This is a genomic window from Denitratisoma oestradiolicum (assembly GCF_902813185.1).
Lineage (GTDB): Bacteria > Pseudomonadota > Gammaproteobacteria > Burkholderiales > Rhodocyclaceae > Denitratisoma > Denitratisoma oestradiolicum.
In genome coordinates, this window is record NZ_LR778301.1 from 940177 (window position 1) to 964576 (window position 24400).

Genomic DNA, 24400 nt, shown 5'->3' on the forward strand with positions numbered 1-24400 from the left:
CGCATATGATCATCGTATGAGTTCGATATTCCATTATTGGGGCAAGACGCGGCAGCGGGAGGATGGTGTATGGGAATGGCATCCGCTGGTTTACCACTGCTTGGATGTGGCTGCGGTGGGGAGGACCTGGCTGGAGGCTCATCCGCAGGCATTGACGTGGCTTTCTGTCCAACTTGGTTTGTCGCCGGCACAAAGTGTGCGCTTGTGTAGCTTTCTTATCGCTCTGCATGATCTCGGAAAATTCTCGGATAGCTTTCAAGGGCAGGTCGGTGAGGTTCAGCGAGTACTTCAGGGGCGTGTGTCCACGATGCTTTACCAGGATAGGCACGACAAATCGGGGTATGCCTTTTTTGCGGAAGACCTTACGCTGCTTGCGCAGCGGCAAGGCTGGCTCGCTCAGTGGGGATTGGACGGGGCCGGCTGGTGGGAGCTGGGCGCAGCGGTGACCTGCCATCACGGACGTCCCACAGTCTTGCTTGATCCCTCCAAATTACGTTACAGCTTTCGATCCGAGGATAGAGAAGCCGCCCTATCTTTTACCCTGGCGGTTGCCACACTTTTAGGCGTGGAGTCTGGAGCACCTGTTACCGAAGTGCCGCTCCCCGTTTTGCGCCGTGTTTCGTGGTTCATCGCGGGCTTGACGACCCTGGCCGACTGGGTTGCCTCCGGTGGCTTCGCCTATAGAAGTAATGAAACATCTCTTGAGGCTTACTGGGTTGAGGCCACTCAAACCGCTATCCAATTGCTAGACCGTTGGGGGTTGCACCCCTCCATTAGCAATCCGACGGTAGGTATGGCGGCTCTGTTTCCGCTCATTCGTAACCCCAGTCCCTTGCAGGCTGAGGCAGAACAATTGACCCTCGCCACTGGCCCCCAGTTGTTGATTCTCGAAGACGTCACCGGAGCGGGAAAAACCGAGGCCGCGCTGACGCTGGCCCATCGCCTGCAGGCGATGGGGCTGGCAGAAGGCATCTATGTGGCCCTGCCGACGATGGCGACGGCGAACGGCATGTACGCACGGATGCGGGATTGCGCCCTGCGGTTTTTCGCTGCCGATCAGCACCCCTCGTTGATTTTGGCCCATGGTGCGCGGGACTTGATACCGGGGTTTCGTCAATCAGTGGGGTTGTACGCACCGGAAGAAGCGCTGCTTGACAATGACGAAGAGCCGGCCACTGTCCGCTGCAATGCCTGGCTGGCGGACAACCGCAAGAAAACCTTCTTCGCCGATCTCGGCGTCGGCACACTGGACCAGGCCTTGTTGTCGGTACTCCATGCCAAGCACCAGTCGATGCGGTTGTTGGGGCTTTCGCGACGGGTGCTGATTGTCGATGAAGTGCATGCCTACGATGCCTACATGGGGCAACTGCTGCAACAACTGTTGTGCTTTCATGCCGCACTCGGCGGTAGCGCCATTTTGCTTTCCGCCACGCTGCCGCAAACCATGCGCGCCGACTATCTGCAAGCCTATGCTCGCGGTCTGGGCGGAGGCGCCTTGCCGCCCGTATCCATCGCCTATCCCCTGCTGACCCACTGGCATGCCGGCCAGGAGGACGCCGTGGAAATTTCCTTGCCGACCCGGCTCGATGTGGCGCGGGACGTGGCGGTCCAACTGCTCCACAGCGAGATGGATGCCGAAGCCCGTGTGGTGGCCTCGGCCCTAGCCGGTGGTTGTGCCTGCTGGGTGCGAAACACCGTTACCGATGCCGTGGCCGCTTTTGAACGCCTCCGCACCAAGCCCGAGTTGATGGGCAAGGTCATGCTCTTTCATGCCCGTTTTGCTCTGGGGGACAGGCTGGATATTGAAAGTCAGGTGCTGCATCGTTTCGGCAAGGGAGAAGTCGGTGCGGCGGTCGATCGGGCCGGCTGGCTGCTGGTGGCAACCCAGGTGGTCGAACAATCCCTCGATCTGGATTTCGATGTCATGGTCAGTGACCTTGCCCCCATTGACCTGCTGATCCAGCGCGCCGGGCGCGTTCATCGCCATGCCCGCGATAGTTTTGGCGTCCGACTACCAGATGGAGAGGTGGATCGGCGTGGTCCGGCGACGCTATGCGTTCTTGCGCCGGAACCGGTCGATAGCCCGGAGGCGAACTGGCTCAAGTCGCTGTTTCCCAAGTCGGCCAGGGTGTATCCCCATCACGGCCAGCTTTGGCGCAGCGCGCGCCTGTTCCGCCCCGGCGCACGCCGTGGCTGGCGCATGCCCGACGATGCGCGCGACATGATCGAAGCAGTTTTTGGCGATAGCGGTGAAGACTTTCCATCGGGTCTTGACCGGGCGAGTCTGGAGGCCGAGGGCAAGCAGTTCGCCGACCAGGCCCTTGCTGTCTCCAATGCGCTCGACGTTTCGCGGGGCTATCGGGACGATGCCTGGGGTTTCTGGCTCGATGAAGTCCAAACGCCGACACGCTTGGGCGAAGCCTCAAGCACGGTGCTGCTGCTCAAGGTGACCGAGGCAGGTCTTGTGCCCTGGGTGGAATCCGGGGGCGACGAACGGGAGCGCCAGCACTACAGCCAGATCAACCTTTCCCTGCGCCGTTTCAAAACCGGGCTGGCCCCGGCAGGCATGAGCGAATCGGAGTGGGCAACGCTGTGCGAGGCTTTGCCGCGCTTCGTTGTGCCGTTGGCATTGGCGCTTGTGGACGGGAAATGGATAGGGCAAGCGGAAGACGAGAAAGGAAATATCCGTCGCTGGATATATGATGAAACAATAGGCGCGCGAGAGTGCGGGGATGATGACGCCGACTGAATGCCGCAACAAACACGAAGGGGGTAGGGGCATGACGATTTCTTTGCTGGATGAACGCTGGATACCTGTGCTCGACCGTGATGGTGCGCCGGGCAAAATAGCTCCATGGCAAATCGCCGAAGATGAAGGCCTGCGCTACGCGGCGCTGGCGGCGCCGCGCCCGGACTTCAATGGCGCGCTTGCCCAGTTTTTGATCGGGCTGCTGCAAACCGCCTTCGCCCCAGAAGACGACAAAGCGTGGCGCAAGTTGTGGGATGCGCCACCGACGCCGGAGCAGTTGCGGCAGGCCTTCTATCAGTATCGCGAGGCTTTTGTGCTCGATGGCGATGGGCCACGGTTCATGCAGGATCTAACTTTGCGAGATGCGGAGAAAAAAGCGATCGCATCGCTGCTGATAGATGCGCCCGGTGACAAAACGGAGAGAGAGAACAAGGATCACTTCATCAAGCGAGATGTAGTTTCTACCGTGTGCCCGCATTGCGCAGCGGCCGCGCTCTTTTGTTTGCAGACCAATGCTCCGGGTGGAGGCCAGGGAAACCGCGTCGGGCTGCGGGGTGGTGGTCCCATTACGACTCTGTTAATACCGTGTGATCAGCCGTCGGGACTCTGGAATTTCCTCTGGATCAACATTCTTCCCCAGGATCGGTTGCTATCAGATGGAGAGAAGCGGGAGAAGACATTTCCTTGGCTAGGCCCGACATTGACCAGTGTAAATGACGAACGTGTTACGCCAAATTCCGCCCAGGCCAACCTATTGCAGATGTATTGGGGAATGCCTCGGCGTATTCGCCTGCAATTTTTGAATATCGAAAGGCATTGTGACTTGTGTGGCGAGATTGGGCAGCAGTCGATATCCGAGTACATCGCGCGCAATTTTGGGGTGAGCTACGTTGGCTGGGAGCACGTTCTATCTCCTCACAATCGCAAAGCAGCCGATACATTACCGATACCCATTCATGGTCAAGCAGGTGGAATCGGCTTTCGACATTGGGCTGGGGTGGTCGTATCTGATGTAGAGGGAAAGACTGGTGGTAGCCGTAAACCCGCACTGATATTGAGCCACCATAAGAACAGCTTTTATCGCCGTACCATCAGCGCCGACCTATGGGCATTTGGATACAACATGGTCGACAACATGAAGGCCCGCGCCTGGGTGGATTCTCGGATGCCGCTGTTGTTGGCCTCGCCTGAGCGGCAAGAAGCATTCGAAACGCTCTCCAAGGGCTACGTCTCTGCTGCTGGAGAAGCCTTTGGCTATTTACGCAGCATGGCAAAAGCCGCCTTCTATGGCGAGCCGAGCCAAAGTGGTGGCAAGCTCAACTGGAGTTATCCGCCCAATACGCCCAAGGATGGCACTTTTTACGAAACGTTGACGAACGACTACTGGCGGCGGGGAGAGGCTGACTTCTTCGCGCATCTGCGCAAGGCGTTGGAATGCGCAGATGTCGCACAGGAGCAAGCCGTGGCGGAGTCTTGGCTTAACACGCTGGGGCAGTTGTCGGCGCAGTGTTTCGACGCTGCCGTGAACAGCGTGGAAAGCAGTGATGGGCGTGTCAAGGCGGTGATCTTCGCCCGCGCCCAATTGAAACGAATGATGTTCGGCGATGCATTGCGAGGTTTGCTGGGCTTACCCCAGCAGGAACAGAAGACGGAGAAATCAGGAAAGGGGAAAAAACGTGGTCGATGAACAGGATCGGGGAAAACAACCCCGTGTATTTGATGAAAACACGCCGGAAGGCAAAGCCCTGCTGGAGTGGTGGCGCCAGCTTCAGGGCTACGAAGGCATGAGTTTGGCTCAGTTGGAATACACGGGGATGAAGCCGGGCATGGCCGGTGTGCGGGCCGACCTGCGCCGCGCGGAGACAGATGTTGAAGTGGTTTTCTGTCGTGGCTACCAGCAATTGCGGGTGGCGTTGCCAAAGAACTTTCGCGACGAATACCGTCTGCCTGAGGTTGCTCGGGTGCTTGCGCACGTGAAGACCTTGCCAGCGCCCAACGAACTGATGACTTCGCTGCCGACGCTCATGGGCCACAGAAAGTCAGAAGGCGAAGAGACCCCTGTCGTCAGCGAATTGCGCTTTAAGCGTTTGCTGCGTATCGAGGATCGGCACGAGTTGGTAGATCTATTGATTCGCCTGTTACCGATGGTGGCGCGCACGGCCAACCCCCTGATACTTGCCCGCGACATCTGGTTCTGGAACGACCAGACCCGCAAGCGCTGGGCCAACGATTACTACCAGGCCCTGCTGGGCTGAACCCAATATCCATCTATTGAACAGGAGAATGTCATGACCCAATTCGTACAACTGCATCTGCTGGTTTCCTATCCGCCCGCCAACCCCAATCGTGACGATGCGGGCAAGCCCAAGACCGCCATGATGGGCGGCGTCAACCGGATGCGCATTTCGTCCCAAAGCCTCAAACGCGCGTGGCGGACCTCCTCGGTATTCGATACCGCGCTGGCCGGGCATCTGGGCATCCGTACCAAGCGTCTCGGCGAGGAGGTGAGGAATAAGCTGCTTGCTGCCGGGATGGTGGAGTCCAAGGCCAACGAACTCGCGGCCCAAGTGGCCGGTGAATTCGGCAAACTCAAGAAAGATTCTGTCGAGATTGAGCAGCTATGCCATGTCACGCCGGAAGAGCAAGCTGCAGTGGATGCACTGGCAACGAAGCTGGCAGCGGGTGAAACCGTGGATGAAAAGGTATTCTCTGCATTGGTCAAGGCCCGCCACAAATCTGCCGATGTAGCGCTCTTCGGGCGCATGCTGGCCGCCAAGCCGGATGCCAATACCGAGGCAGCGGCCCAGGTGGCGAACGCCATTACGGTTCATGCGGTGATGCTCGAAGACGACTTTTTTACCGCCGTCGATGACCTCAACACCAAGGACGACACCGGGGCTGGACACATGGGTGAAACCCCCTTCGCCGCCGGCCTGTTCTACCTCTATCTCTGCATCGACACCAATCTGTTGCTCGAAAACCTTCAGGGGGACAAGGCTCTGGCCGCCACCGCGCTTGACTCCTTGCTTGAGGCGGCGGCGACCATCTCGCCATCCGGCATGCAGAATCGTTTCGGCAATCGAGTGCGGGCCTCCTACATTCGCGCCGAACGGGGCAGCCAGCAGCCGCGTTCCTTGTCGGTGGCCTTTCTCAAGCCGGTGGCTGGCAAGGATATGCTGGACACGGCTATCAAGTGTCTAGAGGGCACCGCCCAGAACATGGACGCTGCCTATGGTGCTTGTGTCGATGCCAGTCAGCGCCTGATCGTCGACACTGAAAAAACGGAAGGCTCACTGACTGCGCTCAAGGCCTTTATCTGCGAGGTCTATCGTGGCTGAATCGGCCCGCGATTACCTGATGTTCCGGCTCTACGGTCCGCTCGCTAGTTGGGGTGACATCGCGGTGGGGGAGGTACGGCCATCCTTCGAGCGACCATCCAAGTCCGCCGTGTTGGGCTTGGCCGCAGCCGCCCTGGGCTTGCGCCGGGACGACGAAGATGGGCAGCATCGATTGGCGCAGGACTATGGCTATGCGGTGGAAGTGCAATCCTTTGGGCAACCTCTGCGTGACTACCACACCGTGCAGCGCCCGCCGCAACGCAAGGGAGCCGACTATGTCAGTCGCCGGGAGGAGCTACTGGCGGTGCCCAAGGAGGATTTGGCGACAACGCTCTCTTACCGAGACTATTGGCAGGATGCGAGCTATATCGCCTGCCTTTGGGCGAAGGGTGATACGCCAATTTACCCCTTGGTTGAAATGGCGTCAGCCTTGCAACGTCCCCACTACGTGCTGTATCTGGGCCGCAAGAGCTGTCCCCTTGCATTGCCATTGCAGCCCCAAATTGTCGAGGCCGATTCCATCTCTGCCGCATTCGATGGTGCGATGTTCAAGGACGACATCTTTGAACACTTGAGCAAGGGCGAGCGGATACGCTTCAGCGACGAGAAGCTGGGAGATACGGTAATGAAGCTGATCCGCCGTGATCAACCGGATTCACGTCGCCGCTGGCAGTTTTCCGAGCGTGAGGAATATCGGCTCACCGTAATCGAGGAGGGGGCGCAATGACCCAAGGTAGCCACTATTTCAGCCGCCTGCGCCTGAAAGGCGATACCGCCGACATACGTGCCCTAGCGCGGATTGCCACTTCGGATTTGTATCGGGAACACCGCATGGTTTGGCAGTTCTTCCCCAAGGATGCGGATGCACAGCGCGATTTCCTTTATCGCCGTGAAGAAAGCCAGGGTAGCGGTGGGGCATTAACCTACTTTGTCGTTTCGCGCCGCCCGCCCGATCCCGATAGCAGTTTATGGAGCGTGGAGACAAAAGCCTATGCTCCCGTGCTGCATGCGGGCGATCAGTTCGAGTTTTCGCTACGTGCCAATCCGGTTGTGCATCGTAAGGAAACACGCAGTCCCGAAGCGGAAGCGGCCTTTCTCGCTCGCCGCCAATTCGAAAGCCGGGCGGTGCCCCGCGATACACGCAGCCGCAAGCGGGACGATGTGGTCTTCGTCGCCAAGCAGAAACTCAAGGCAGCTTTCGGTGATGCATGGAAGTACGAATACAACGCCACCGTACTGGAAAACGCTGCCGGCTTTGCCTGGATCGAAGCCCAGGGGGAACGTCTGGGCTTTGCCGTAACTGACGACGAGGTTAGCGCCAGTAGCTATCAGCAAGAACGCTTCACTACTCGAAGTGGAAATAAAACGGAATTTTCCCGATTGGATTTCTCTGGGAGGCTAACGGTAACCGATCCAGAATGTTTCCATAAAGCCTTGCTGGAGGGCATCGGCCCCGCCAAAGCCTTCGGCTGTGGCCTGTTGCTTGTCCGGCGGGTTTGATCGGAATGAGTCGGATGAACTTGTACGCGAACTCGACTATGCCCACACCCTTGCTGATCGCGGATAGCGGGCCACTGATAGCACTGGCGCGGCTTGATCTGCTCCAGTTGCCGGTGCGGTATTTTGCCGAGGTGCTTGTTACCGCATCGGTGTGGGATGAGGTCACCCGCAAACCGAGGGGAAAGGAAGGTGAGCGGTTGACGCACGCCTTGGAGTTGAAGGCGCTTCGCGTGGTGGCCAATCCAGATATCACGTCGGATCAGTTGCCAGAAGTATTGCTCAGGAGTGGGATCGATCTGGGTGAGCGGAGCGTGATTGCGCTGGCGACGCTAATTGGAGGCAACGATGCTCATTGACGATCTGCGCGCATGTCGTGCAGCTAATCAGTTGGCGGTGCCCCTGGTCGGCACCCTGAGTCTGCTGGTTCGAGCGCGGACGTCCGGTGCTGTTGGTTCGCTGCGTCCTCTGCTGAAAAGCCTGTCCGATTCAGGCTATCGGCTTCCTGTGGCAGTCGTTGAGCAAGTGTTGGCGGAACTCGGCGAATAGGTGTCTATGGCCGACTTGCTCCCACCCCTGCGCCCCATCCCCATCAAGGAGCGGCTGTCCATCCTTTACATCGAGAAGGGACAGCTCGATGTGCTCGATGGCGCTTTCGTTGTGGTGGATGTAACGGGCGTCCGCACCCACATTCCGGTCGGTGGTGTGGCCTGCCTGATGCTGGAGCCGGGCACCCGGGTTTCCCATATGGCCTGTGCACTGGCGGCGCGGGTGGGGACGCTGCTGGTATGGATCGGAGAGGCCGGCGTGCGGCTCTATTCCGCCGGCCAACCGGGCGGCGCCCGCTCGGATCGGCTGCTTTACCAGGCACGGCTGGCGCTGGATGATGATCTGCGGCTCAAAGTGGTGCGCAAGATGTACGCCATGCGTTTCGGCGAAGAGCCGCCCCAGCGGCGCTCGGTGGAGCAGCTTCGCGGAATCGAAGGTGCGCGGGTACGCGAGTTGTATAAGCGTCTGGCGGCTCAATACGGTGTTGAATGGCGTGCCCGGAATTACGATGTCGAGGCATGGGATGCGGGGGATCTGCCCAATCGCTGCCTTTCAGCAGCCACGGCCAGTCTTTATGGCGTAACCGAAGCGGCGGTGCTGGCCGCCGGCTATGCGCCGGCAGTCGGCTTCATTCATACGGGCAAGCCGTTGTCTTTCGTCTACGACGTGGCCGATGTTTTCAAGTTTGAAACCGTAGTACCTGTTGCCTTCAAGGTGGCTGCCGCCCGTGGCGCCAATCCCGAGCGGGAAGTGCGTTTGCGCTGTCGCGACATCTTTCGTGAGACGCGCCTGCTGGAACGCATCATTCCCGCCATTGAGGAAATGTTGTCCGCTGGAGGAATCGAACCGCCCCAAGCCGCCCCGGAACAGGTCGGTCCTGCCATTCCTGAACCCAAGCCCATTGGCGATGCTGGTCATCGTTCTTGAAAACGCGCCGCCACGGCTGCGGGGAAGGTTGGCCGTCTGGCTGCTTGAAGTCCGGGCCGGGGTCTATATCGGCAACTATTCCGCCAAGGTGCGTGAGCACATCTGGACACACGTAGAGGCGGGCATCGGCGAAGGCAATGCGGTCATGGCCTGGCGTGCCAATAATGAAGCGGGTTTCGACTTTCTGACGCTGGGAGCCAATCGCCGAGTTCCACTGGAACTGGACGGCGCCAAACTGGTTTCGTTTCTCCCACTTGAGGACAGTCTGAAAGCTCCTTAACAACCTGGACTTTGGAATAAAGGAGTCGGTAGAATCCGACGCCTTGTTTTTCCTGTACGGAATCAATTACGTACGGGAAGTGTGTTCCCCGCATGCGCGGGGATGAACCGCAGTAGAGGCTCATTCCGGAGCCGTCTATCTCGTGTTCCCCGCATGCGCGGGGATGAACCGACATCGAACGCCACGCTATGCGCCGCCATTGAGTGTTCCCCGCATGCGCGGGGATGAACCGTACGATGGGACAACGCCGAGGGAGGCGCAAGGGTGTTCCCCGCATGCGCGGGGATGAACCGCGGGAACGCGGGGAACTGGCGGCGGAACGGCTGTGTTCCCCGCATGCGCGGGGATGAACCGCCAGCCGAGCAATTTCCCGTAGGGTTCGCTCAGTGTTCCCCGCATGCGCGGGGATGAACCGAATTATCAGCAGTCCGCAGCGATCTCTGCTGAGTGTTCCCCGCATGCGCGGGGATGAACCGCCCCATATCAGCGCGTATTACGAATGGTTGTTGTGTTCCCCGCATGCGCGGGGATGAACCGTCTCGCCGAATCAGCGCATGGAATTTGTACCCGTGTTCCCCGCATGCGCGGGGATGAACCGGCAACTTCCGTGCGCTACAGGAGGCTGCATGAGTGTTCCCCGCATGCGCGGGGATGAACCGCATCGACATGACCACCGTCTACCCCTCCCGGGGTGTTCCCCGCATGCGCGGGGATGAACCGCCCCGCCAGCGGCTGCGGTGCCAGAAGGCTGGGTGTTCCCCGCATGCGCGGGGATGAACCGTCCTCATTGGCCGGGCGGCTGGTGCCGATGTCGTGTTCCCCGCATGCGCGGGGATGAACCGCGAAATACAGAAAAACGTCAATGGTGCCCCCGGTGTTCCCCGCATGCGCGGGGATGAACCGTCCGCAATGATGGCCGGGTCGGACGTTGGCAGGTGTTCCCCGCATGCGCGGGGATGAACCGATCACGGCCAGGGCACCGGCCCCCATCAGGGTGTGTTCCCCGCATGCGCGGGGATGAACCGGCCTGAAGGCTGAAAATGGCGAGGTCGAAAAAGTGTTCCCCGCATGCGCGGGGATGAACCGGGCACTGGTGAAGTGAAACGTCGGTATCGGTGCGTGTTCCCCGCATGCGCGGGGATGAACCGGACGGGCGCATTGTGAAATTGATGGATGATGTGTGTTCCCCGCATGCGCGGGGATGAACCGCCATGTTGCAGGAATTGCAGGCCGCCAACGATGTGTTCCCCGCATGCGCGGGGATGAACCGCATCCTGCCGAGTGCGCCAATATCGGCCCCACGTGTTCCCCGCATGCGCGGGGATGAACCGCGGACCATCACACAGGAGGCCCACCATGCAACGTGTTCCCCGCATGCGCGGGGATGAACCGGAATGGATCGGCCCGGCAGGGCCGCGCCAACTGTGTTCCCCGCATGCGCGGGGATGAACCGAAATCCGCCGTTCTAGATGAGGGCGGGGTAGTGTGTTCCCCGCATGCGCGGGGATGAACCGCAACTTGGGGTTAAGCCGTCACCGGAGGCGATGTGTTCCCCGCATGCGCGGGGATGAACCGTACTGCCCCGCCGTGTAGGTTCCCGCGGTGTCGTGTTCCCCGCATGCGCGGGGATGAACCGGCCGTGGAGCGCAAACAAAGCGTGAAACCGGCGTGTTCCCCGCATGCGCGGGGATGAACCGCTCGCCGGACGATCAGCCATGTGAAAACTGGCGTGTTCCCCGCATGCGCGGGGATGAACCGATTATAAATGGATGGATTCGTGTTCCTGGGTATGTGTTCCCCGCATGCGCGGGGATGAACCGCATCTGCATGAGAATCTGGGAATGGGCATCACGTGTTCCCCGCATGCGCGGGGATGAACCGATTATCCAGATCGCCGACGAAGAGGTTACGGTGTGTTCCCCGCATGCGCGGGGATGAACCGTCAGCGGCGCCGGCACGGCGTCCGCTGGACTGGTGTTCCCCGCATGCGCGGGGATGAACCGTCCCCGCGCCATTCGAGGCGCCCGCCCCATAGGTGTTCCCCGCATGCGCGGGGATGAACCGACGACGCGATAAATGGCGGCAATGCCCAGTACGTGTTCCCCGCATGCGCGGGGATGAACCGCAGTTCCGCCAGCGTTATTTCTGAAGGCATAGGTGTTCCCCGCATGCGCGGGGATGAACCGGCGGAGCGCGAAGACATGGTGGCGCTACAGGCGTGTTCCCCGCATGCGCGGGGATGAACCGTGACATTGAGAGAGTTCACCGATAAGGATGGAGTGTTCCCCGCATGCGCGGGGATGAACCGTTCGAACGGCGCAGCTAACGCATTACACACCAGTGTTCCCCGCATGCGCGGGGATGAACCGTATCTGCCGGAGTTCAAAGAACGAAAGCTCCGGTGTTCCCCGCATGCGCGGGGATGAACCGGTTTATGCCATGGGGCCGAATCCGAATCCACCGTGTTCCCCGCATGCGCGGGGATGAACCGCCTTCCTTTTCCAGCTTCTTGGCAATGGCCTTGTGTTCCCCGCATGCGCGGGGATGAACCGTTATCGGCGATTCTTCCATCGCTTCGGGATTGGTGTTCCCCGCATGCGCGGGGATGAACCGGCGTTCCAAGGGAGGAATTTTGGATCGAGCCCGTGTTCCCCGCATGCGCGGGGATGAACCGGTTTCCCAACAGGTCCAGTTGCTCGGCGTTCGGTGTTCCCCGCATGCGCGGGGATGAACCATCGCGGCGGCGCTGCGCGACGCGGATTACCACGTGTTCCCCGCATGCGCGGGGATGAACCGGAGGCGAGGCTATGAATTTCGCGGACGAACTAGTGTTCCCCGCATGCGCGGGGATGAACCGGCCAGATTCGGATGGCTACCACGGCTCAGGTAGTGTTCCCCGCATGCGCGGGGATGAACCGATTGTTGCAGCAAACTCAAACTGTTGGAGGTCGTGTTCCCCGCATGCGCGGGGATGAACCGGTGGTGCCCTTCTTGGGTCTCAACCTTCGGATGTGTTCCCCGCATGCGCGGGGATGAACCGGCTTGGGCGGTGCGCAGAATTGAGGAGGGAAAGTGTTCCCCGCATGCGCGGGGATGAACCGATCAGGATCGGGGCGCCAGATACTCCAGCGTTGTGTTCCCCGCATGCGCGGGGATGAACCGAAACAGGCGCTCTTTCCTGGCTGCGGCAGGCCGTGTTCCCCGCATGCGCGGGGATGAACCGCATCTGCATGAGAATCTGGGAATGAGCATCACGTGTTCCCCGCATGCGCGGGGATGAACCGCATTGCAGGCTCCGAACCTGCGCTGATCGAATCGTGTTCCCCGCATGCGCGGGGATGAACCGCGTTACATCCGCGCCGTTTCCACCGTTTCCGGGTGTTCCCCGCATGCGCGGGGATGAACCGAGAGAGCCGACCTGCTGAAAACCCTGGAACAGGTGTTCCCCGCATGCGCGGGGATGAACCGGCGGCAGCTACCGGAGCGGCGATGGGGGCGACGTGTTCCCCGCATGCGCGGGGATGAACCGGATTTTGAGGACTTCAGGTCGAGATACCTGACGTGTTCCCCGCATGCGCGGGGATGAACCGAAATCTACGCGATCAAATGTTTTCCTGAACATGTGTTCCCCGCATGCGCGGGGATGAACCGGCGGCTATCGAGTGGGCGGAATCTCTGCCGGAGTGTTCCCCGCATGCGCGGGGATGAACCGGCGCTTCGTAGAAAACTGATCGTCGTCGGCGCGTGTTCCCCGCATGCGCGGGGATGAACCGGCGGATACACCGGGGTTCCGTCTGGTTTCTACGTGTTCCCCGCATGCGCGGGGATGAACCGAGTTGCATGATTCCTAGCCATCACTTGATCCCGTGTTCCCCGCATGCGCGGGGATGAACCGCCGCCCCACCTCAGGCGCCTGGACCTCGAAACGTGTTCCCCGCATGCGCGGGGATGAACCGACCACATTCACCAGCGCGGCAACGATCAAATCGTGTTCCCCGCATGCGCGGGGATGAACCGGCTGCCCGTTCCCGAATATGGCTGATGGACCAGTGTTCCCCGCATGCGCGGGGATGAACCGACAGTCTCCGCACTGCTCGCAGGTGGCTACGTGTGTTCCCCGCATGCGCGGGGATGAACCGCTCTTCCAGGGCCTGCGCAACGGTTCCGTCAGGTGTTCCCCGCATGCGCGGGGATGAACCGCAGGTTCCGAAAAACAAAGGCGACAACATCAGCGTGTTCCCCGCATGCGCGGGGATGAACCGCCAGAGAGCTTTGCCGTTGTTGTACCACCAGTGTGTTCCCCGCATGCGCGGGGATGAACCGCTCCTCTTTGATGATCAGCTTGACTACCCCGCGTGTTCCCCGCATGCGCGGGGATGAACCGGTGGCGGCGTATTTCAGGGCAGAATCCATGTCGTGTTCCCCGCATGCGCGGGGATGAACCGGCGTCCGGGTTGAATGACGGGTTATGTTTCATGTGTTCCCCGCATGCGCGGGGATGAACCGCCAGAATCAACGCTCTATACCGTCACTGGGTAGTGTTCCCCGCATGCGCGGGGATGAACCGTTGACCCGGGCAGGGAATATGACGGCGTGGGCGTGTTCCCCGCATGCGCGGGGATGAACCGCCTACATTTTCACAGATTGGCGCATGTGGGTTGTGTTCCCCGCATGCGCGGGGATGAACCGGGATCTGGCCGAGAGGTGAGCGTCGAGCAACTGTGTTCCCCGCATGCGCGGGGATGAACCGGGCGGGATGAATCCGCTGGGGCTTGTGGCTGCGTGTTCCCCGCATGCGCGGGGATGAACCGTGACATTGAGAGAGTTCACCGATAAGGATGGAGTGTTCCCCGCATGCGCGGGGATGAACCGTTCGAACGGCGCAGCTAACGCATTACACACCAGTGTTCCCCGCATGCGCGGGGATGAACCGATGCGTGGCGGACAAGAACAACCCCAACAGCAGTGTTCCCCGCATGCGCGGGGATGAACCGGATGCGCTCATGGCCGCGGCAGAGATCCTCTCGTGTTCCCCGCATGCGCGGGGATGAACCGCTTTTGCTGCGCATTCGGAGCTTTCGACACCAGTGTTCCCCGCATGCGCGGGGATGAACCGTGTGGGCGGTGATTCGGGCGAGGCACCCGGAAGTGTTCCCCGCATGCGCGGGGATGAACCGAGGCTGAGAATGTCTTTAATTCTCTAATCCCAGTGTTCCCCGCATGCGCGGGGATGAACCGCTTCTTCAGCCCTGCAGAGATGGCCGTTACCTGTGTTCCCCGCATGCGCGGGGATGAACCGTAACCTCGTACAAGAAGCTGATCAGAGACCACGTGTTCCCCGCATGCGCGGGGATGAACCGAATCGCAGAGTCCCGCCGACCGGGATGTTCACGTGTTCCCCGCATGCGCGGGGATGAACCGCTCATTTGCCTGGCCGATGGTCCAATGCAGAGGTGTTCCCCGCATGCGCGGGGATGAACCGTGTCCGGCGATTTTTTGAGAATCAAACTCGCCGTGTTCCCCGCATGCGCGGGGATGAACCGGCCGCGACCCAGAACTGGGTCGACTTCATGACGTGTTCCCCGCATGCGCGGGGATGAACCGACATTCTGAACAGGCTCCGGAGTCCACATAGCGTGTTCCCCGCATGCGCGGGGATGAACCGGGGACCTGATATGCCAACCATTATTCTCCATGGTGTTCCCCGCATGCGCGGGGATGAACCGAAAATGAACTGGATCAATCGACTGAAGGAGCCGTGTTCCCCGCATGCGCGGGGATGAACCGCCCGCCGCCGGGCAGTACAAGGTGCTGGCCACGTGTTCCCCGCATGCGCGGGGATGAACCGATGTTGAGTGCCCGCTGGAACCACAACGCCGCGAGTTCCCCGCATGCGCGGGGATGAACCGCATGGGCACAGCTACCGGCGTGGCCAGCCCGAGTGTTCCCCGCATGCGCGGGGATGAACCGGTGGACAGCGCTTTGCGGGCGACGGTGTTGGTGTGTTCCCCGCATGCGCGGGGATGAACCGGCGAGTTTGTGCAGCTTCGGAAATCCACGGCAGTGTTCCCCGCATGCGCGGGGATGAACCGTCCATCACCAGATGGGTGGCATCCGTCACCAGGTGTTCCCCGCATGCGCGGGGATGAACCGACCAGCCCCACCGATGCCGTGCGCGCTCCCCGGTGTTCCCCGCACGCGCGGGGATAAACTTTCAATGCAGAGACCGAGTGTGTAACCATCTGGGTTGAGAGAGTACGACGATTCCCTTTTCCCCTGATGAAATTTCCCTCATGGGCTGATCTGCTTGGGCACGACTCGTCCAGAATGCAGCCACACACATTCAAAAGGTCGACGAGCGATGAACTGGCGGGGATGGGAGGAATTTCAGTCGCTGATGCGAAGGGAAATGCTCCATCTGGCGACGATCAACGCCAGTGACCGGCGCTGGCAGATGCCGTTCTGCGCGGCTCTTGCCACGGGCCTGCCGCTTCTGGTCGGGGCTTATTTCGATCACATGGATTACGGACTTGTTTCGTCCCTGGGTGGGCTGGTGTTTCTCTATGCGCCCAACACGCCGCTGTCCCATCGCATGGTGTCGCTGATGGCATCCGCCTTCGGCATGAGCGCCTGCTATGCCCTGGGGGTGATGGGGCACTTTTTCCCGGTACTGCTGGTACCCGTGCTGGCCTTTATCGCCATTCTGGTTTCGATGGTGTGCCGGTTCATGTGATCGGGCCGCCGGGCAGCCTGTTTTTTGTCATGGCCGCCGCGATTGGTGCCTATTCGCCGATCGAGGTTTTGCAGCTGCCCCTCTTCGTCGGGTTGCTGACCATGGGGTGTCTGCTGGCCTGCCTGATTGCATTCTTCTACAGCATCCACATTTTGCGGAGGCAAGCGCCGCAGCCCACCAGCCCCTTGCCGCCGGCGACCTTCGACTACGTCGTTTTCGATTCGGTGGTGATCGGAGTATTCGTTGGCATTTCCCTGGCTTTGGCCCAGGCATTGCAGATGGAGCGGGCCTATTGGGTGCCGGTGAGTTGCCTGGCTGTAATCCAGGGAGCGTCGTTGCGGATGGTGTGGACTAAACAAGTGCACCGTACCGTCGGCACCGGCCTCGGGCTGCTTCTGGCATGGGCCTTGTTGAGCTTGCCCCTGGATAAATGGAGTGTCTCGCTGATCATGATGGTGCTGGCTTTCCTGATCGAGACCCTGGTGGTCAGGCACTACGGACTGGCCGTCATCTTCATTACGCCCCTGACCATCCTGCTTGCCGAGGCCACTCGGCTTGGGCATGGCCCACTGGATACCTTGCTCATGGCGCGCCTGCTGGATACCGTGCTCGGCGCAGTGGTGGGGTTGATTGGCGGTGTCTGCCTGCATAGCCCGCGATTCCGGACCGTTGTGGGGCGCCAGCTTCGGCGACTGTCCCCATCACGACTCCTGCGATGAGATTCAGCTATTACGGTTTGAACCGCGCAACATCATCACCAGCAGCGCAATGCCGCTGAACACGCCGCCTGCCAGGAAAGTCCAGTCGGCGCCGAACCTGTCCCACAGCAGCCCGGCCAGGACGCTGGCCAGGAGCATCGCCAGGCCGCTGATCAGATTGAAGAAGCCATAGGCGGTGCCGCGCAGGGGTGCTGGCGCGGCGTCGGCCACCATCCGGGCCAGCAGGCCCTGGGTGATGCCCATGTGCAGGCCCCAGAGGCTGATGCCCAGCCAGACCCAATGCCAGTGGTTGCTGTAGGCCAGGGCCAGGTCAGCGCCCATCAGCAGGAGCAGGCCCGATGCCAGGAGCTTGCGATGGTCGATGCGATCCGAGAGCCGTCCGAGGGGATAGGCCGAGAGGGCATAGACGGCGTTCATGCCGATCAGGACCAGGGGTGTCATGGCCAGGGGCAGGCCGCCCTGCTGGGCGCGCAGGATCAGGAAGGCCTCGGAAAATCGCGCCAGGGTGAAGGTGGCGCCGATGACCACCACCCACCAGTAGGCGGAGGACAACTGGCGCAGATTTTCCCGCCGGATCGGATTGACGGTGGCATGCCCCGGTGGTCGCTCGGGTTCCCGCACGCCGAACAGCAGCAGGGCCACGGCGAGGAAGCCAGGAATGATGGCCACCCAGAACACGGCCCGGAAGTCGTTGGCCCACAGCAGCATCAGGCCCATGGCCAGCAGGGGGCCGAGGAAGGCGCCCACCGTGTCTAGGGACTGGCGCAGGCCGAAGGCGGCGCCGCGCATTGTGGCGGGGGCGATGTCCGCCACCAGGGCATCCCGGGGCGCGCCCCGGATGCCCTTGCCGACCCGGTCGATGAGCCTGGCGGCGAGGACCATGCCGCTGCTGGTAGCCAGGGCGAAAAGGGGTTTGGACAGGGCGCCCAGGCTGTAGCCCAGCAGGGCCAGGGGTTTGCGCCGACCCCAGTAGTCGGAGAGCATGCCCGAGAAGACCTTGACGATCAGGGCGGTGGCTTCCGCCACGCCTTCGATCAAGCCGATGGCGAAGGCGCTGGCGCCCAGGGAGGTGATCAGGAACACCGGCAGCAGGCTGTGGATCAGTTCGGAGGAAATATCCATCAGCAGGCTGACCCCGCCCAGCATCCAGATGGCGGGCGGCAGGCCGGATCGCGAGGGTAATGGGGGCGAGGCGGACATGGGGGCTGTTCAGTGGCGCATCAGCAAGTAGGTGCCGAGACCGGCCATGGCCAGGCCGGCGATGAGTTTCAGCAGGCGGCCTTCCCGTTCCTGGAGTCGGTGCTGGCTCAAGGTTGCCACGCCGATGCCCAGTACGACGACGTCATCGAACATGTACATGAGGTTGTAGAGCACCAGATAGCCGTAGTAGCTTGCGGTATCGAGTTGGCGCAGGGTCAGGATGCGGGTGTAGAGGGCGGGGAAGCCCGAGGTGCACATCAGTTCGACCACCTGTACCAGCATGGCCAGCAGCACCGCGCCGGCCACGGCGAACCCGGTCCGTTCGGCCTGGAGGATGGCCCGCAGCCGGGCATAGATGCCGGGCCGGGCCGCGGCGGGAATCGACAGGCTGATGCCCCGGCCGGGCCGGAGAAAATCCTTCAGATTGATCAGTCCGGCGATCAGGGCGATGGCGCCGATGAGCGCTTCGGAGAGACGAGACAGACCGATCAGCAGGAACAGATTGAGCCAGGCCGCCATGAAGGCGAAGTAGGCAAGGCCCTGCACCAGCACGAAGCTGCCGGCGACGGCCAACATCCGGCGCCGGTCACCGAGACTGGCCAGCAGGGAGAGCATCAGAACCAGCACCCACATGGCGCAGGGGTTGAGCCCGTCCAGCAGTCCGATCACGATGGTGAACAGGGGCAGTCCGAGAGTCTCGACGCTGAGCTGCTGGCCGGTGAAGGGAATCTCCACCGTGCCCGATGGGGCCGGGTTCCCATTGGGGGAGGCTGCGGACCTGCGCTCCAGTGCGCGGCGGATGTCGGCGCCGGTGGTGGCAGGCGTATCGAATCCGACGATGATCTCGCTGCCGATATGCAGGGTGGGAACGCCCGGCTGCATCACGCCGGCAGCTTGGGACAGAGCTTGCAGGCGGACGGTGGCCGAGGGGTCCTGGTGAATATCGGTGATGGTGATTTTCAGGTCGCGGCGTTCATGGGCCAGTTCGTCGATGAAGGATCTTGCCGCCGCGCAATGAGGGCAGCCGGTGCTGACGAATATCTCGATTTCCATTGTCTGGTCGAGTGCCGCTGTCGCCTGGCCCGGCAGGACGATCCACAGGCAGCAGCACAGGGCCAGGATCAAGTGAAGCTGGCTCATGAACCTGGAGAGGAATTTATCGGGCAGTCGTGTGTTCAAGAAGAAATCTCCGTGGTTTTGAAAAAAGTTGCCGATCCTCTTGCCTGAGCATTTGAAAGCTGGAATAATGCGCAGCTCTTCCGCTGCGGAGCGGTAGTTCAGTTGGTTAGAATACCGGCCTGTCACGCCGGGGGTCGCGGGTTCGAGTCCCGTCCGCTCCGCCAAATATCTCTCAAAAAAGCGCCCTCCGGGGCGCTTTTTTGTTGCCGGATTATCTTCCGTGCGATTATCTTCCGTGCAATGGTTAGCCCTGGTTGGTTTTCGCCTGCAGCCCCAGTGACTGGCGGGCCAGCTTGTCCGCCTCCTGGATGCGGTGACGAGGTACCCAGCACAGGTCGGCACTGAGGAAGTGATCCATTTTTCCTCGTGCGGCTTCGATCAGGGGAATCAGGCGGGATACCCCAGTGGTCTGGCGTCCCCGCACATGCTGCACCACGAAGTCGCTGTCGCTGATGATCTCCAGATGATCCGCACCCGCTGCCCGTGCCCGGTCCAGTCCGGCGCAGAGGGCGTGCAGCTCCGCCTCGTTGTTGCAGCCCTGTCGGCCCAATGGGATGGCGTGGGTCTCGCGCCAGCCATCGGGATCGATCAGCACAATGCCGACACCGATGCGCCCCGGATTGGGCAGGGCGGTGCCGTCCACCCAGAGCTGCCAGTGTGGGCGCTCCTCGTTCATTGGCGGTTCAAAGGGACAGCAAGCCGCCGGCGCAGGTGCTGGATTGCTCAAGCCGGGTCAGGGTGGGCAGCAGGTTGAGGCCCGTGGATGCCTTCAGGGCCTGGGTCGAGGTCCGCAATTCCTCCAGGGGCAGGGCGATTGTCTCGCCCCGGGCGGCGAAGGCGACGGTGTTACCGCTGTCGCAGGAGGGAAAGGCGATGGCGCGCTGGTCGAAGGCCTGTTGCAGGCGCTCCAGGCTGGCACGGAAACCCTTGTGACGGGCGAGCAGGTTGCACACCAGCAGGCCCTGGTTGGAGAGCCGGGCCTGGCAGTTGAGATAGAAGGGCAGGGTATCCAGGGCACCGGCCCGGGCCTTGGCATCGAAGCCATCCACCAGGATCAGGTCGTAGGGGCGGCCCTTTTTCATCACGTATTCGGCGCCGTCGCCGATTTCAATGCGCAGTTGCTCGTCTTCTGTCGGCAGCTTGAAATGCTGTTGGGCTACGGCCACCACGGCGGGCTCGATTTCCACCACGGTGAGTTTCGCCTCTGGTCGATGGCGGCGCAGGAATTTGGTCAGGGAGCCGGCCCCCAGGCCGATCAGCAGCACCCGGCGTGGCCACTCGGGTTCCGCCCGCAGCAGCAGGCAGGCCATCATCTCCCGGGTGTATTCCAGCTCCAGGGACCAGGGCCGGGCGATGCGCATGGCGCCCTGCACCCAGTCGGAACCGAAATGCAGATAGCGGACCCCCGCTTCCTCGCTGATCTCGATATTCATCAGTGCGGAATTACCGTGTACGCGTCATTCCGGCGAATGCCGGAATCCAGAGGTTCATTCGGCATCCCTCCTGGACCCCGGCTTGCGCCGGGGTGACGGGTTTCACCATCGAGGAGAGGCTTGGCTCCATGTTCATCAGTGCAGGGTCGGTGGCGGGAAAAGCTGGCCCAGCAGTTCCGGGCCAAAGCGGTATTCGTGGTTGCCGATCTCGTCGTGGATGTGAATCTCACCCCGTTCCGCCAGGATGGATTTCAATTCCTCCCGACCCAGGGAGTGGAGCATCTCCAGCACCTTGGTTTCATCCCGGGGGCTGTGATAGCTGACCGGCCGGGCCTCGAACAGACGGATCGTTTCCTCCGGGAACAGCCGGCCCAGCAGGGTCTCCGCCGGCAGGACCAGTTCATCAGGCTTTACCGTGGCCGCCAGTTGGCACACCCGGTTCCAGCCGTCGGCATCGCGCTCGTCGGCCTGGGGCAGCTTTTGCAGGAACAGCCCGCAGGCATGTTCGCCATCGGCGGCAAGCCACAACCGGGCCGGCGTCTGCTCGGACTGGGCCAGATAATGTTCGAAGATCGCAGCCAGGGTCTCGCCCTCCAGGGGCACATAGCTCTGATAGGGCTGCTGGGCGCTGTCGGTTTGCAGGCTCAGCACCAACTGGCCGTCCCCCAGCAGATGGGGCACCGGCATCGACGCCAGTTCTGCCGGCGCCCGGGCCGCGCCGCGCAGGCGCAACTGTTCGTCGCAATCCACCACCAAGAGGCTCACGGCGCCATGGCCCTGGACCTGGAAGGTCAGCCGGCCCGGTGTCTTCAGATTGTTGCCGATAAGGGTGCTGACCGCAGCCAGTTCCCCCAGCAGTTCCTTCACCACTGGTGCATAGCCCCGCCCGGCTGTCATGGCTCGCCAGGCCGGGCCCAGGCGCACCAGGGCGCCGCGGATATCGAGATCCTCGAACAGGAAGCGGTGGATGGTGTCCATGGTCAAAGAAAACGCAGGGCCGCCCCGAGTTTTCTTGCCCCTTGAGGGGAGAACCGAGTGCAGCGAGGTTGTCGGGGTGGGCTCATTTTACGAAGCTGGCGAACAGGGCCGGGTCGAAGCCCACCAGCAACTGGCCTTCGGCCTCCACCACGGGACGCTTGATCAGGCTCGGATATTCCAGCATCAGCGCCACGGCCTTGCTCTGGGTGGTGATTTCCTGCTGCTCCGGGCTGAGCTTGCGGTAGGTGGTGCCCTTGGTGTTCACCAGGGTCTTCCAGCCCACGGCCTGGCACCACAGCACCAGCCGCTCCCGGGGCACGCCCAGCTTCTGGTAGTCGTGGAATGCGTACTCGATACCCCGTTCCTCGCACCAGTCGAAGGCCTTTTTCATGGTGCTGCAATTCTTGATGCCGTAGAGGGTAACGCTCATCTCAACCTCGCTTGAGTTTGGCGAAGGCCGCCGCCATGGCGCCGGCGGCTTCCGGTTCCCGCCGGGGGGCGGGCGCCCTGTTGCCTCCCGGGCGCGGGCCGCCAGGGCGTGCATCATGCGGGCTGCGGGGCGCCACCTCGTCGGTAAGGCGCATGGTCAGGGCGATGCGTTTCCGGGCCACATCCACTTCCAGCACCTTGACCTTGACCACGTCGCCGGCCTTGACGATGGTATGAGGGTCCTTGACGAACTTGCTGGACAGGGCCGAGACATGGACCAGACCGTCCTGGTGCACGCCGATGTCCACGAAGGCGCCGAAGTTGGTGACGTTGGTGACCACGCCTTCCAGTTGCATGCCGGGCAGCAGGTCCTTCAGGTCCTCCACGCCGTCCTTGAAGGAGGCGGTCTTGAATTCGGGGCGGGGATCGCGGCCGGGTTTTTCCAGTTCCTTGAGGATGTCCTGCACCGTGGGCAGGCCGAATTTCTCGTCGGTATATTTGGCCGGGTTCAGGGCCTTGACGGCGCGGCTGTCGCCGATCACTTCCTTCACGCCCTTCTGGATGTCGGCCAGGATGCGTTCCACCACCGGATAGGCTTCCGGGTGCACAGCCGAGGCGTCCAGGGGATTGTCGCCCCCCATGACGCGCAGGAAGCCGGCAGCCTGCTCGAAGGTCTTCTCTCCCAGGCGGGGCACGTCCTTCAATTGCTTGCGGCTCTTGAAGGCGCCGTGCTGGTCCCGATAGGCCACGATGTTGCCGGCCAGGGTCGTGTTGAGGCCGGAGATTCGGGTCAATAACGGCACCGAAGCGGTATTCACATCCACGCCGACGGAGTTCACGCAGTCCTCGACGATGGCGTCCAGGGCACGGGCCAGACGGGACTGATTGACGTCGTGCTGGTACTGGCCGACGCCGATGGACTTGGGATCGATTTTTACCAGTTCGGCCAGGGGGTCCTGCAGGCGGCGGGCGATGGACACGGCGCCCCGCAGGGACACGTCCAGCTCGGGGAATTCCTTGGCGGCCAGCTCCGAGGCGGAATACACCGAGGCCCCGGCCTCGGACACCACCACCTTGGTGATGCCCAGCTCGGGCAGGCCCTTGATCAGCTCGCCGGCCAGCTTGTCGGTCTCCCGACTGGCGGTGCCGTTGCCGATGGCAATCAGGTCCACGCCGTGCTTTTTGCACAGCACGGCCAGGGTGGCCAGCGCTCCCTGCCAGTCCCGGCGCGGCTCGTGGGGATAGACCGTAGCCGTATCCAGTACCTTGCCGGTCTTGTCCACCACGGCGATCTTGCAGCCGGTGCGGATGCCCGGGTCCAGGCCCAGGGTGGCCCGAGGACCGGCGGGGGCGGCCAGCAGCAGATCATGCAGGTTGCGGCCGAAGACGCGGATGGCTTCCTCCTCGGCGCGTTCCCGCAACTGGTTCATCAGTTCCAGTTCCAGATGCAGGGAGAGCTTGACCATCCAGGCCCAGCGGGCGGTTTCCAGCAGCCAGCGGTCGGCGGCGCGGCCCTGGTCCTTCAGGCCGAAATGGCCCGACACCATGGCTTCACAGGGAGAGCTGCGGGGCGGGTCTTCCAGTTCCGCCTCGGTCTTCAGGGCCAGGCGCAGCACGCCTTCGTTGCGGCCCCGGAGCAGGGCCAGGGCCCGGTGGGAGGGCATGTCCTTGATGGCTTCCCTGAACTCGAACCAGTCGCGGAACTTGGCGCCCTCCGTTTCCTTGCCTTCCACCACGGCGGAGACCAGGAGGCCGTAGTCGTTGAGGTAGGTGCGCAGCTTTTCCAGCAGGGTGGCGTCCTCGGCGAAGCGCTCCATCAGAATCTGGCGCGCGCCCTCCAGGGCGGCCTTGATGTCCGGCACATGCTGTTCCGGCGGCTCGGTGGCGGTGTTCACATACTTGGCCGCTTCTTCCTCCGGCGACAGGGTGGGGTCCGCCATCAGAGCGTCGGCCAGGGGCTCCAGGCCCGCTTCCCGTGCCATCTGGGCCTTGGTGCGGCGCTTGGGCTTGTAGGGCAGATAGAGGTCTTCCAGGCGCTGCTTGGTTTCGGCGTTTTCCAGTTCGACCCGCAGTTCCGGGCTCAGCTTGCCCTGCTCGTCCACGCTGGCGATGATGGCCGCGCGCCGCTCCTCCAGTTCCCGCAGGTAGGTGAGGCGCTCTTCCAGGTTGCGCAACTGGGTGTCGTCCAGGCCGTCGGTGGCTTCCTTGCGGTAGCGGGAAATGAAGGGCACGGTGGCGCCCTCGTCGAGCAACTGGACGGCGGCAAAGACCTGCTGGGGACGCACGCCGAGTTCCTCGGCGATGCGGTGTTCGATGGGAGGCAGCATGAGAATGTTTCTGGTGTGGCCAAAAAAGAGGCGCGAACTATGCACCAAGGCACGGGCAAAGG

Annotated in this window: 19 protein-coding genes, 1 tRNA gene and 1 CRISPR repeat array; of the genes, 13 read left to right on the forward strand and 7 right to left on the reverse strand. The window is 62.0% G+C overall.

All coding sequences use genetic code 11. From position 1 onward, the window contains the following. Positions 1 to 16 precede the first annotated feature (16 nt). The 12 genes from cas3 (at position 17) to DENOEST_RS20095 (ending at position 16792) form a co-directional block, all read left to right on the forward strand. On the forward strand, positions 17 to 2749 hold the full coding sequence (cas3, locus tag DENOEST_RS04370; RefSeq protein WP_170228254.1) for a CRISPR-associated helicase Cas3': 2733 nt from the start codon (positions 17 to 19) through the stop codon (positions 2747 to 2749). A 31-nt stretch (positions 2750 to 2780) separates the two neighbouring features. Beyond that, on the forward strand, positions 2781 to 4436 hold the full coding sequence (gene casA / locus DENOEST_RS04375; protein WP_170228253.1) for a type I-E CRISPR-associated protein Cse1/CasA: 1656 nt from the start codon (positions 2781 to 2783) through the stop codon (positions 4434 to 4436). Then, positions 4426 to 5004, forward strand: a complete 579-nt coding sequence (gene casB / locus DENOEST_RS04380; protein WP_170228252.1) for a type I-E CRISPR-associated protein Cse2/CasB — start codon at positions 4426 to 4428, stop codon at positions 5002 to 5004. The genes casA and casB overlap by 11 nt, the downstream gene beginning before the upstream one ends. Before the next feature lie 33 nt (positions 5005 to 5037). Next, on the forward strand, positions 5038 to 6087 hold the full coding sequence (cas7e, locus tag DENOEST_RS04385) for a type I-E CRISPR-associated protein Cas7/Cse4/CasC (RefSeq protein WP_145771561.1): 1050 nt from the start codon (positions 5038 to 5040) through the stop codon (positions 6085 to 6087). Beyond that, a complete protein-coding gene (gene cas5e / locus DENOEST_RS04390; protein ID WP_197970519.1) occupies positions 6080 to 6814 on the forward strand; it encodes a type I-E CRISPR-associated protein Cas5/CasD in 735 nt (244 codons plus the stop codon). Before cas7e ends, cas5e begins: the two co-directional genes overlap by 8 nt. Beyond that, a complete protein-coding gene (gene cas6e / locus DENOEST_RS04395; protein ID WP_145771560.1) occupies positions 6811 to 7587 on the forward strand; it encodes a type I-E CRISPR-associated protein Cas6/Cse3/CasE in 777 nt (258 codons plus the stop codon). The genes cas5e and cas6e overlap by 4 nt, the downstream gene beginning before the upstream one ends. Before the next feature lie 14 nt (positions 7588 to 7601). Continuing rightward, positions 7602 to 7943 (forward strand): hypothetical protein, encoded by a 342-nt coding sequence (locus tag DENOEST_RS04400; protein WP_145771559.1) that lies wholly within the window; start codon positions 7602 to 7604, stop codon positions 7941 to 7943. Further along, positions 7933 to 8133, forward strand: coding sequence for a DUF3368 domain-containing protein (locus DENOEST_RS04405; protein WP_145771558.1), 201 nt, complete (start codon positions 7933 to 7935; stop codon positions 8131 to 8133). Before DENOEST_RS04400 ends, DENOEST_RS04405 begins: the two co-directional genes overlap by 11 nt. Before the next feature lie 6 nt (positions 8134 to 8139). After that, entirely contained in the window at positions 8140 to 9060 is a 921-nt protein-coding gene (gene cas1e / locus DENOEST_RS04410) for a type I-E CRISPR-associated endonuclease Cas1e (RefSeq protein ID WP_197970520.1), read from the forward strand. Then, positions 9041 to 9340 carry a type I-E CRISPR-associated endoribonuclease Cas2e gene (gene cas2e / locus DENOEST_RS04415; protein WP_145771557.1) on the forward strand — a complete coding sequence of 100 codons (300 nt, stop codon included), beginning with the start codon at positions 9041 to 9043 and terminating at the stop codon, positions 9338 to 9340. Before cas1e ends, cas2e begins: the two co-directional genes overlap by 20 nt. An 81-nt stretch (positions 9341 to 9421) precedes the next feature. Next, a CRISPR array of direct repeats spans positions 9422 to 15554; the repeat unit is 29 nt; unit sequence GTGTTCCCCGCATGCGCGGGGATGAACCG. Between the two features lie 195 nt (positions 15555 to 15749). Then, the gene (locus tag DENOEST_RS20090) at positions 15750 to 16073 is read left to right on the forward strand and encodes a hypothetical protein (RefSeq protein WP_232096438.1); all 324 of its coding nucleotides are present in this window, start codon (positions 15750 to 15752) and stop codon (positions 16071 to 16073) included. A 29-nt stretch (positions 16074 to 16102) separates the two neighbouring features. Beyond that, positions 16103 to 16792, forward strand: coding sequence for an FUSC family protein (locus DENOEST_RS20095; protein WP_232096439.1), 690 nt, complete (start codon positions 16103 to 16105; stop codon positions 16790 to 16792). A 3-nt stretch (positions 16793 to 16795) separates the two neighbouring features. Here DENOEST_RS20095 and DENOEST_RS04425 read toward each other — a convergent pair whose 3' ends face one another. Together DENOEST_RS04425 and DENOEST_RS04430 are read right to left on the reverse strand one after the other, a co-directional pair. Next, positions 16796 to 17992, reverse strand: a complete 1197-nt coding sequence (locus DENOEST_RS04425) for an MFS transporter (protein WP_197970522.1) — start codon at positions 17990 to 17992, stop codon at positions 16796 to 16798. 9 nt (positions 17993 to 18001) lie between these two features. Continuing rightward, positions 18002 to 19171: a glutaredoxin domain-containing protein gene (locus DENOEST_RS04430; protein ID WP_145771698.1), complete on the reverse strand. Its 1170-nt coding sequence runs from the start codon at positions 19169 to 19171 to the stop codon at positions 18002 to 18004. 87 nt (positions 19172 to 19258) lie between these two features. On the opposite strand from DENOEST_RS04430, the gene DENOEST_RS04435 reads away from it, so the two are divergent. Next, a tRNA-Asp gene (locus DENOEST_RS04435) sits at positions 19259 to 19335 on the forward strand. An 80-nt stretch (positions 19336 to 19415) separates the two neighbouring features. On the opposite strand, the gene DENOEST_RS04440 is transcribed toward DENOEST_RS04435, so the two are convergent. The 5 genes from DENOEST_RS04440 to DENOEST_RS04460 all read right to left on the reverse strand — a co-directional run bounded on the left by DENOEST_RS04440 (position 19416) and on the right by DENOEST_RS04460 (position 24338). Beyond that, on the reverse strand, positions 19416 to 19847 hold the full coding sequence (locus DENOEST_RS04440) for a ribonuclease HI family protein (protein WP_145771699.1): 432 nt from the start codon (positions 19845 to 19847) through the stop codon (positions 19416 to 19418). A gap of 7 nt (positions 19848 to 19854) precedes the next feature. Then, entirely contained in the window at positions 19855 to 20604 is a 750-nt protein-coding gene (locus DENOEST_RS04445; protein ID WP_145771700.1) for a fused MFS/spermidine synthase, read from the reverse strand. Between the two features lie 135 nt (positions 20605 to 20739). Beyond that, the gene (hslO, locus tag DENOEST_RS04450) at positions 20740 to 21582 is read right to left on the reverse strand and encodes an Hsp33 family molecular chaperone HslO (RefSeq protein ID WP_145771701.1); all 843 of its coding nucleotides are present in this window, start codon (positions 21580 to 21582) and stop codon (positions 20740 to 20742) included. A gap of 82 nt (positions 21583 to 21664) precedes the next feature. Then, on the reverse strand, positions 21665 to 22012 hold the full coding sequence (locus tag DENOEST_RS04455) for an ArsC family reductase (protein WP_145771702.1): 348 nt from the start codon (positions 22010 to 22012) through the stop codon (positions 21665 to 21667). A 1-nt stretch (position 22013) separates the two neighbouring features. Then, a complete protein-coding gene (locus DENOEST_RS04460) occupies positions 22014 to 24338 on the reverse strand; it encodes a Tex family protein (RefSeq protein WP_145771703.1) in 2325 nt (774 codons plus the stop codon). Positions 24339 to 24400: the final 62 nt, after the last annotated feature.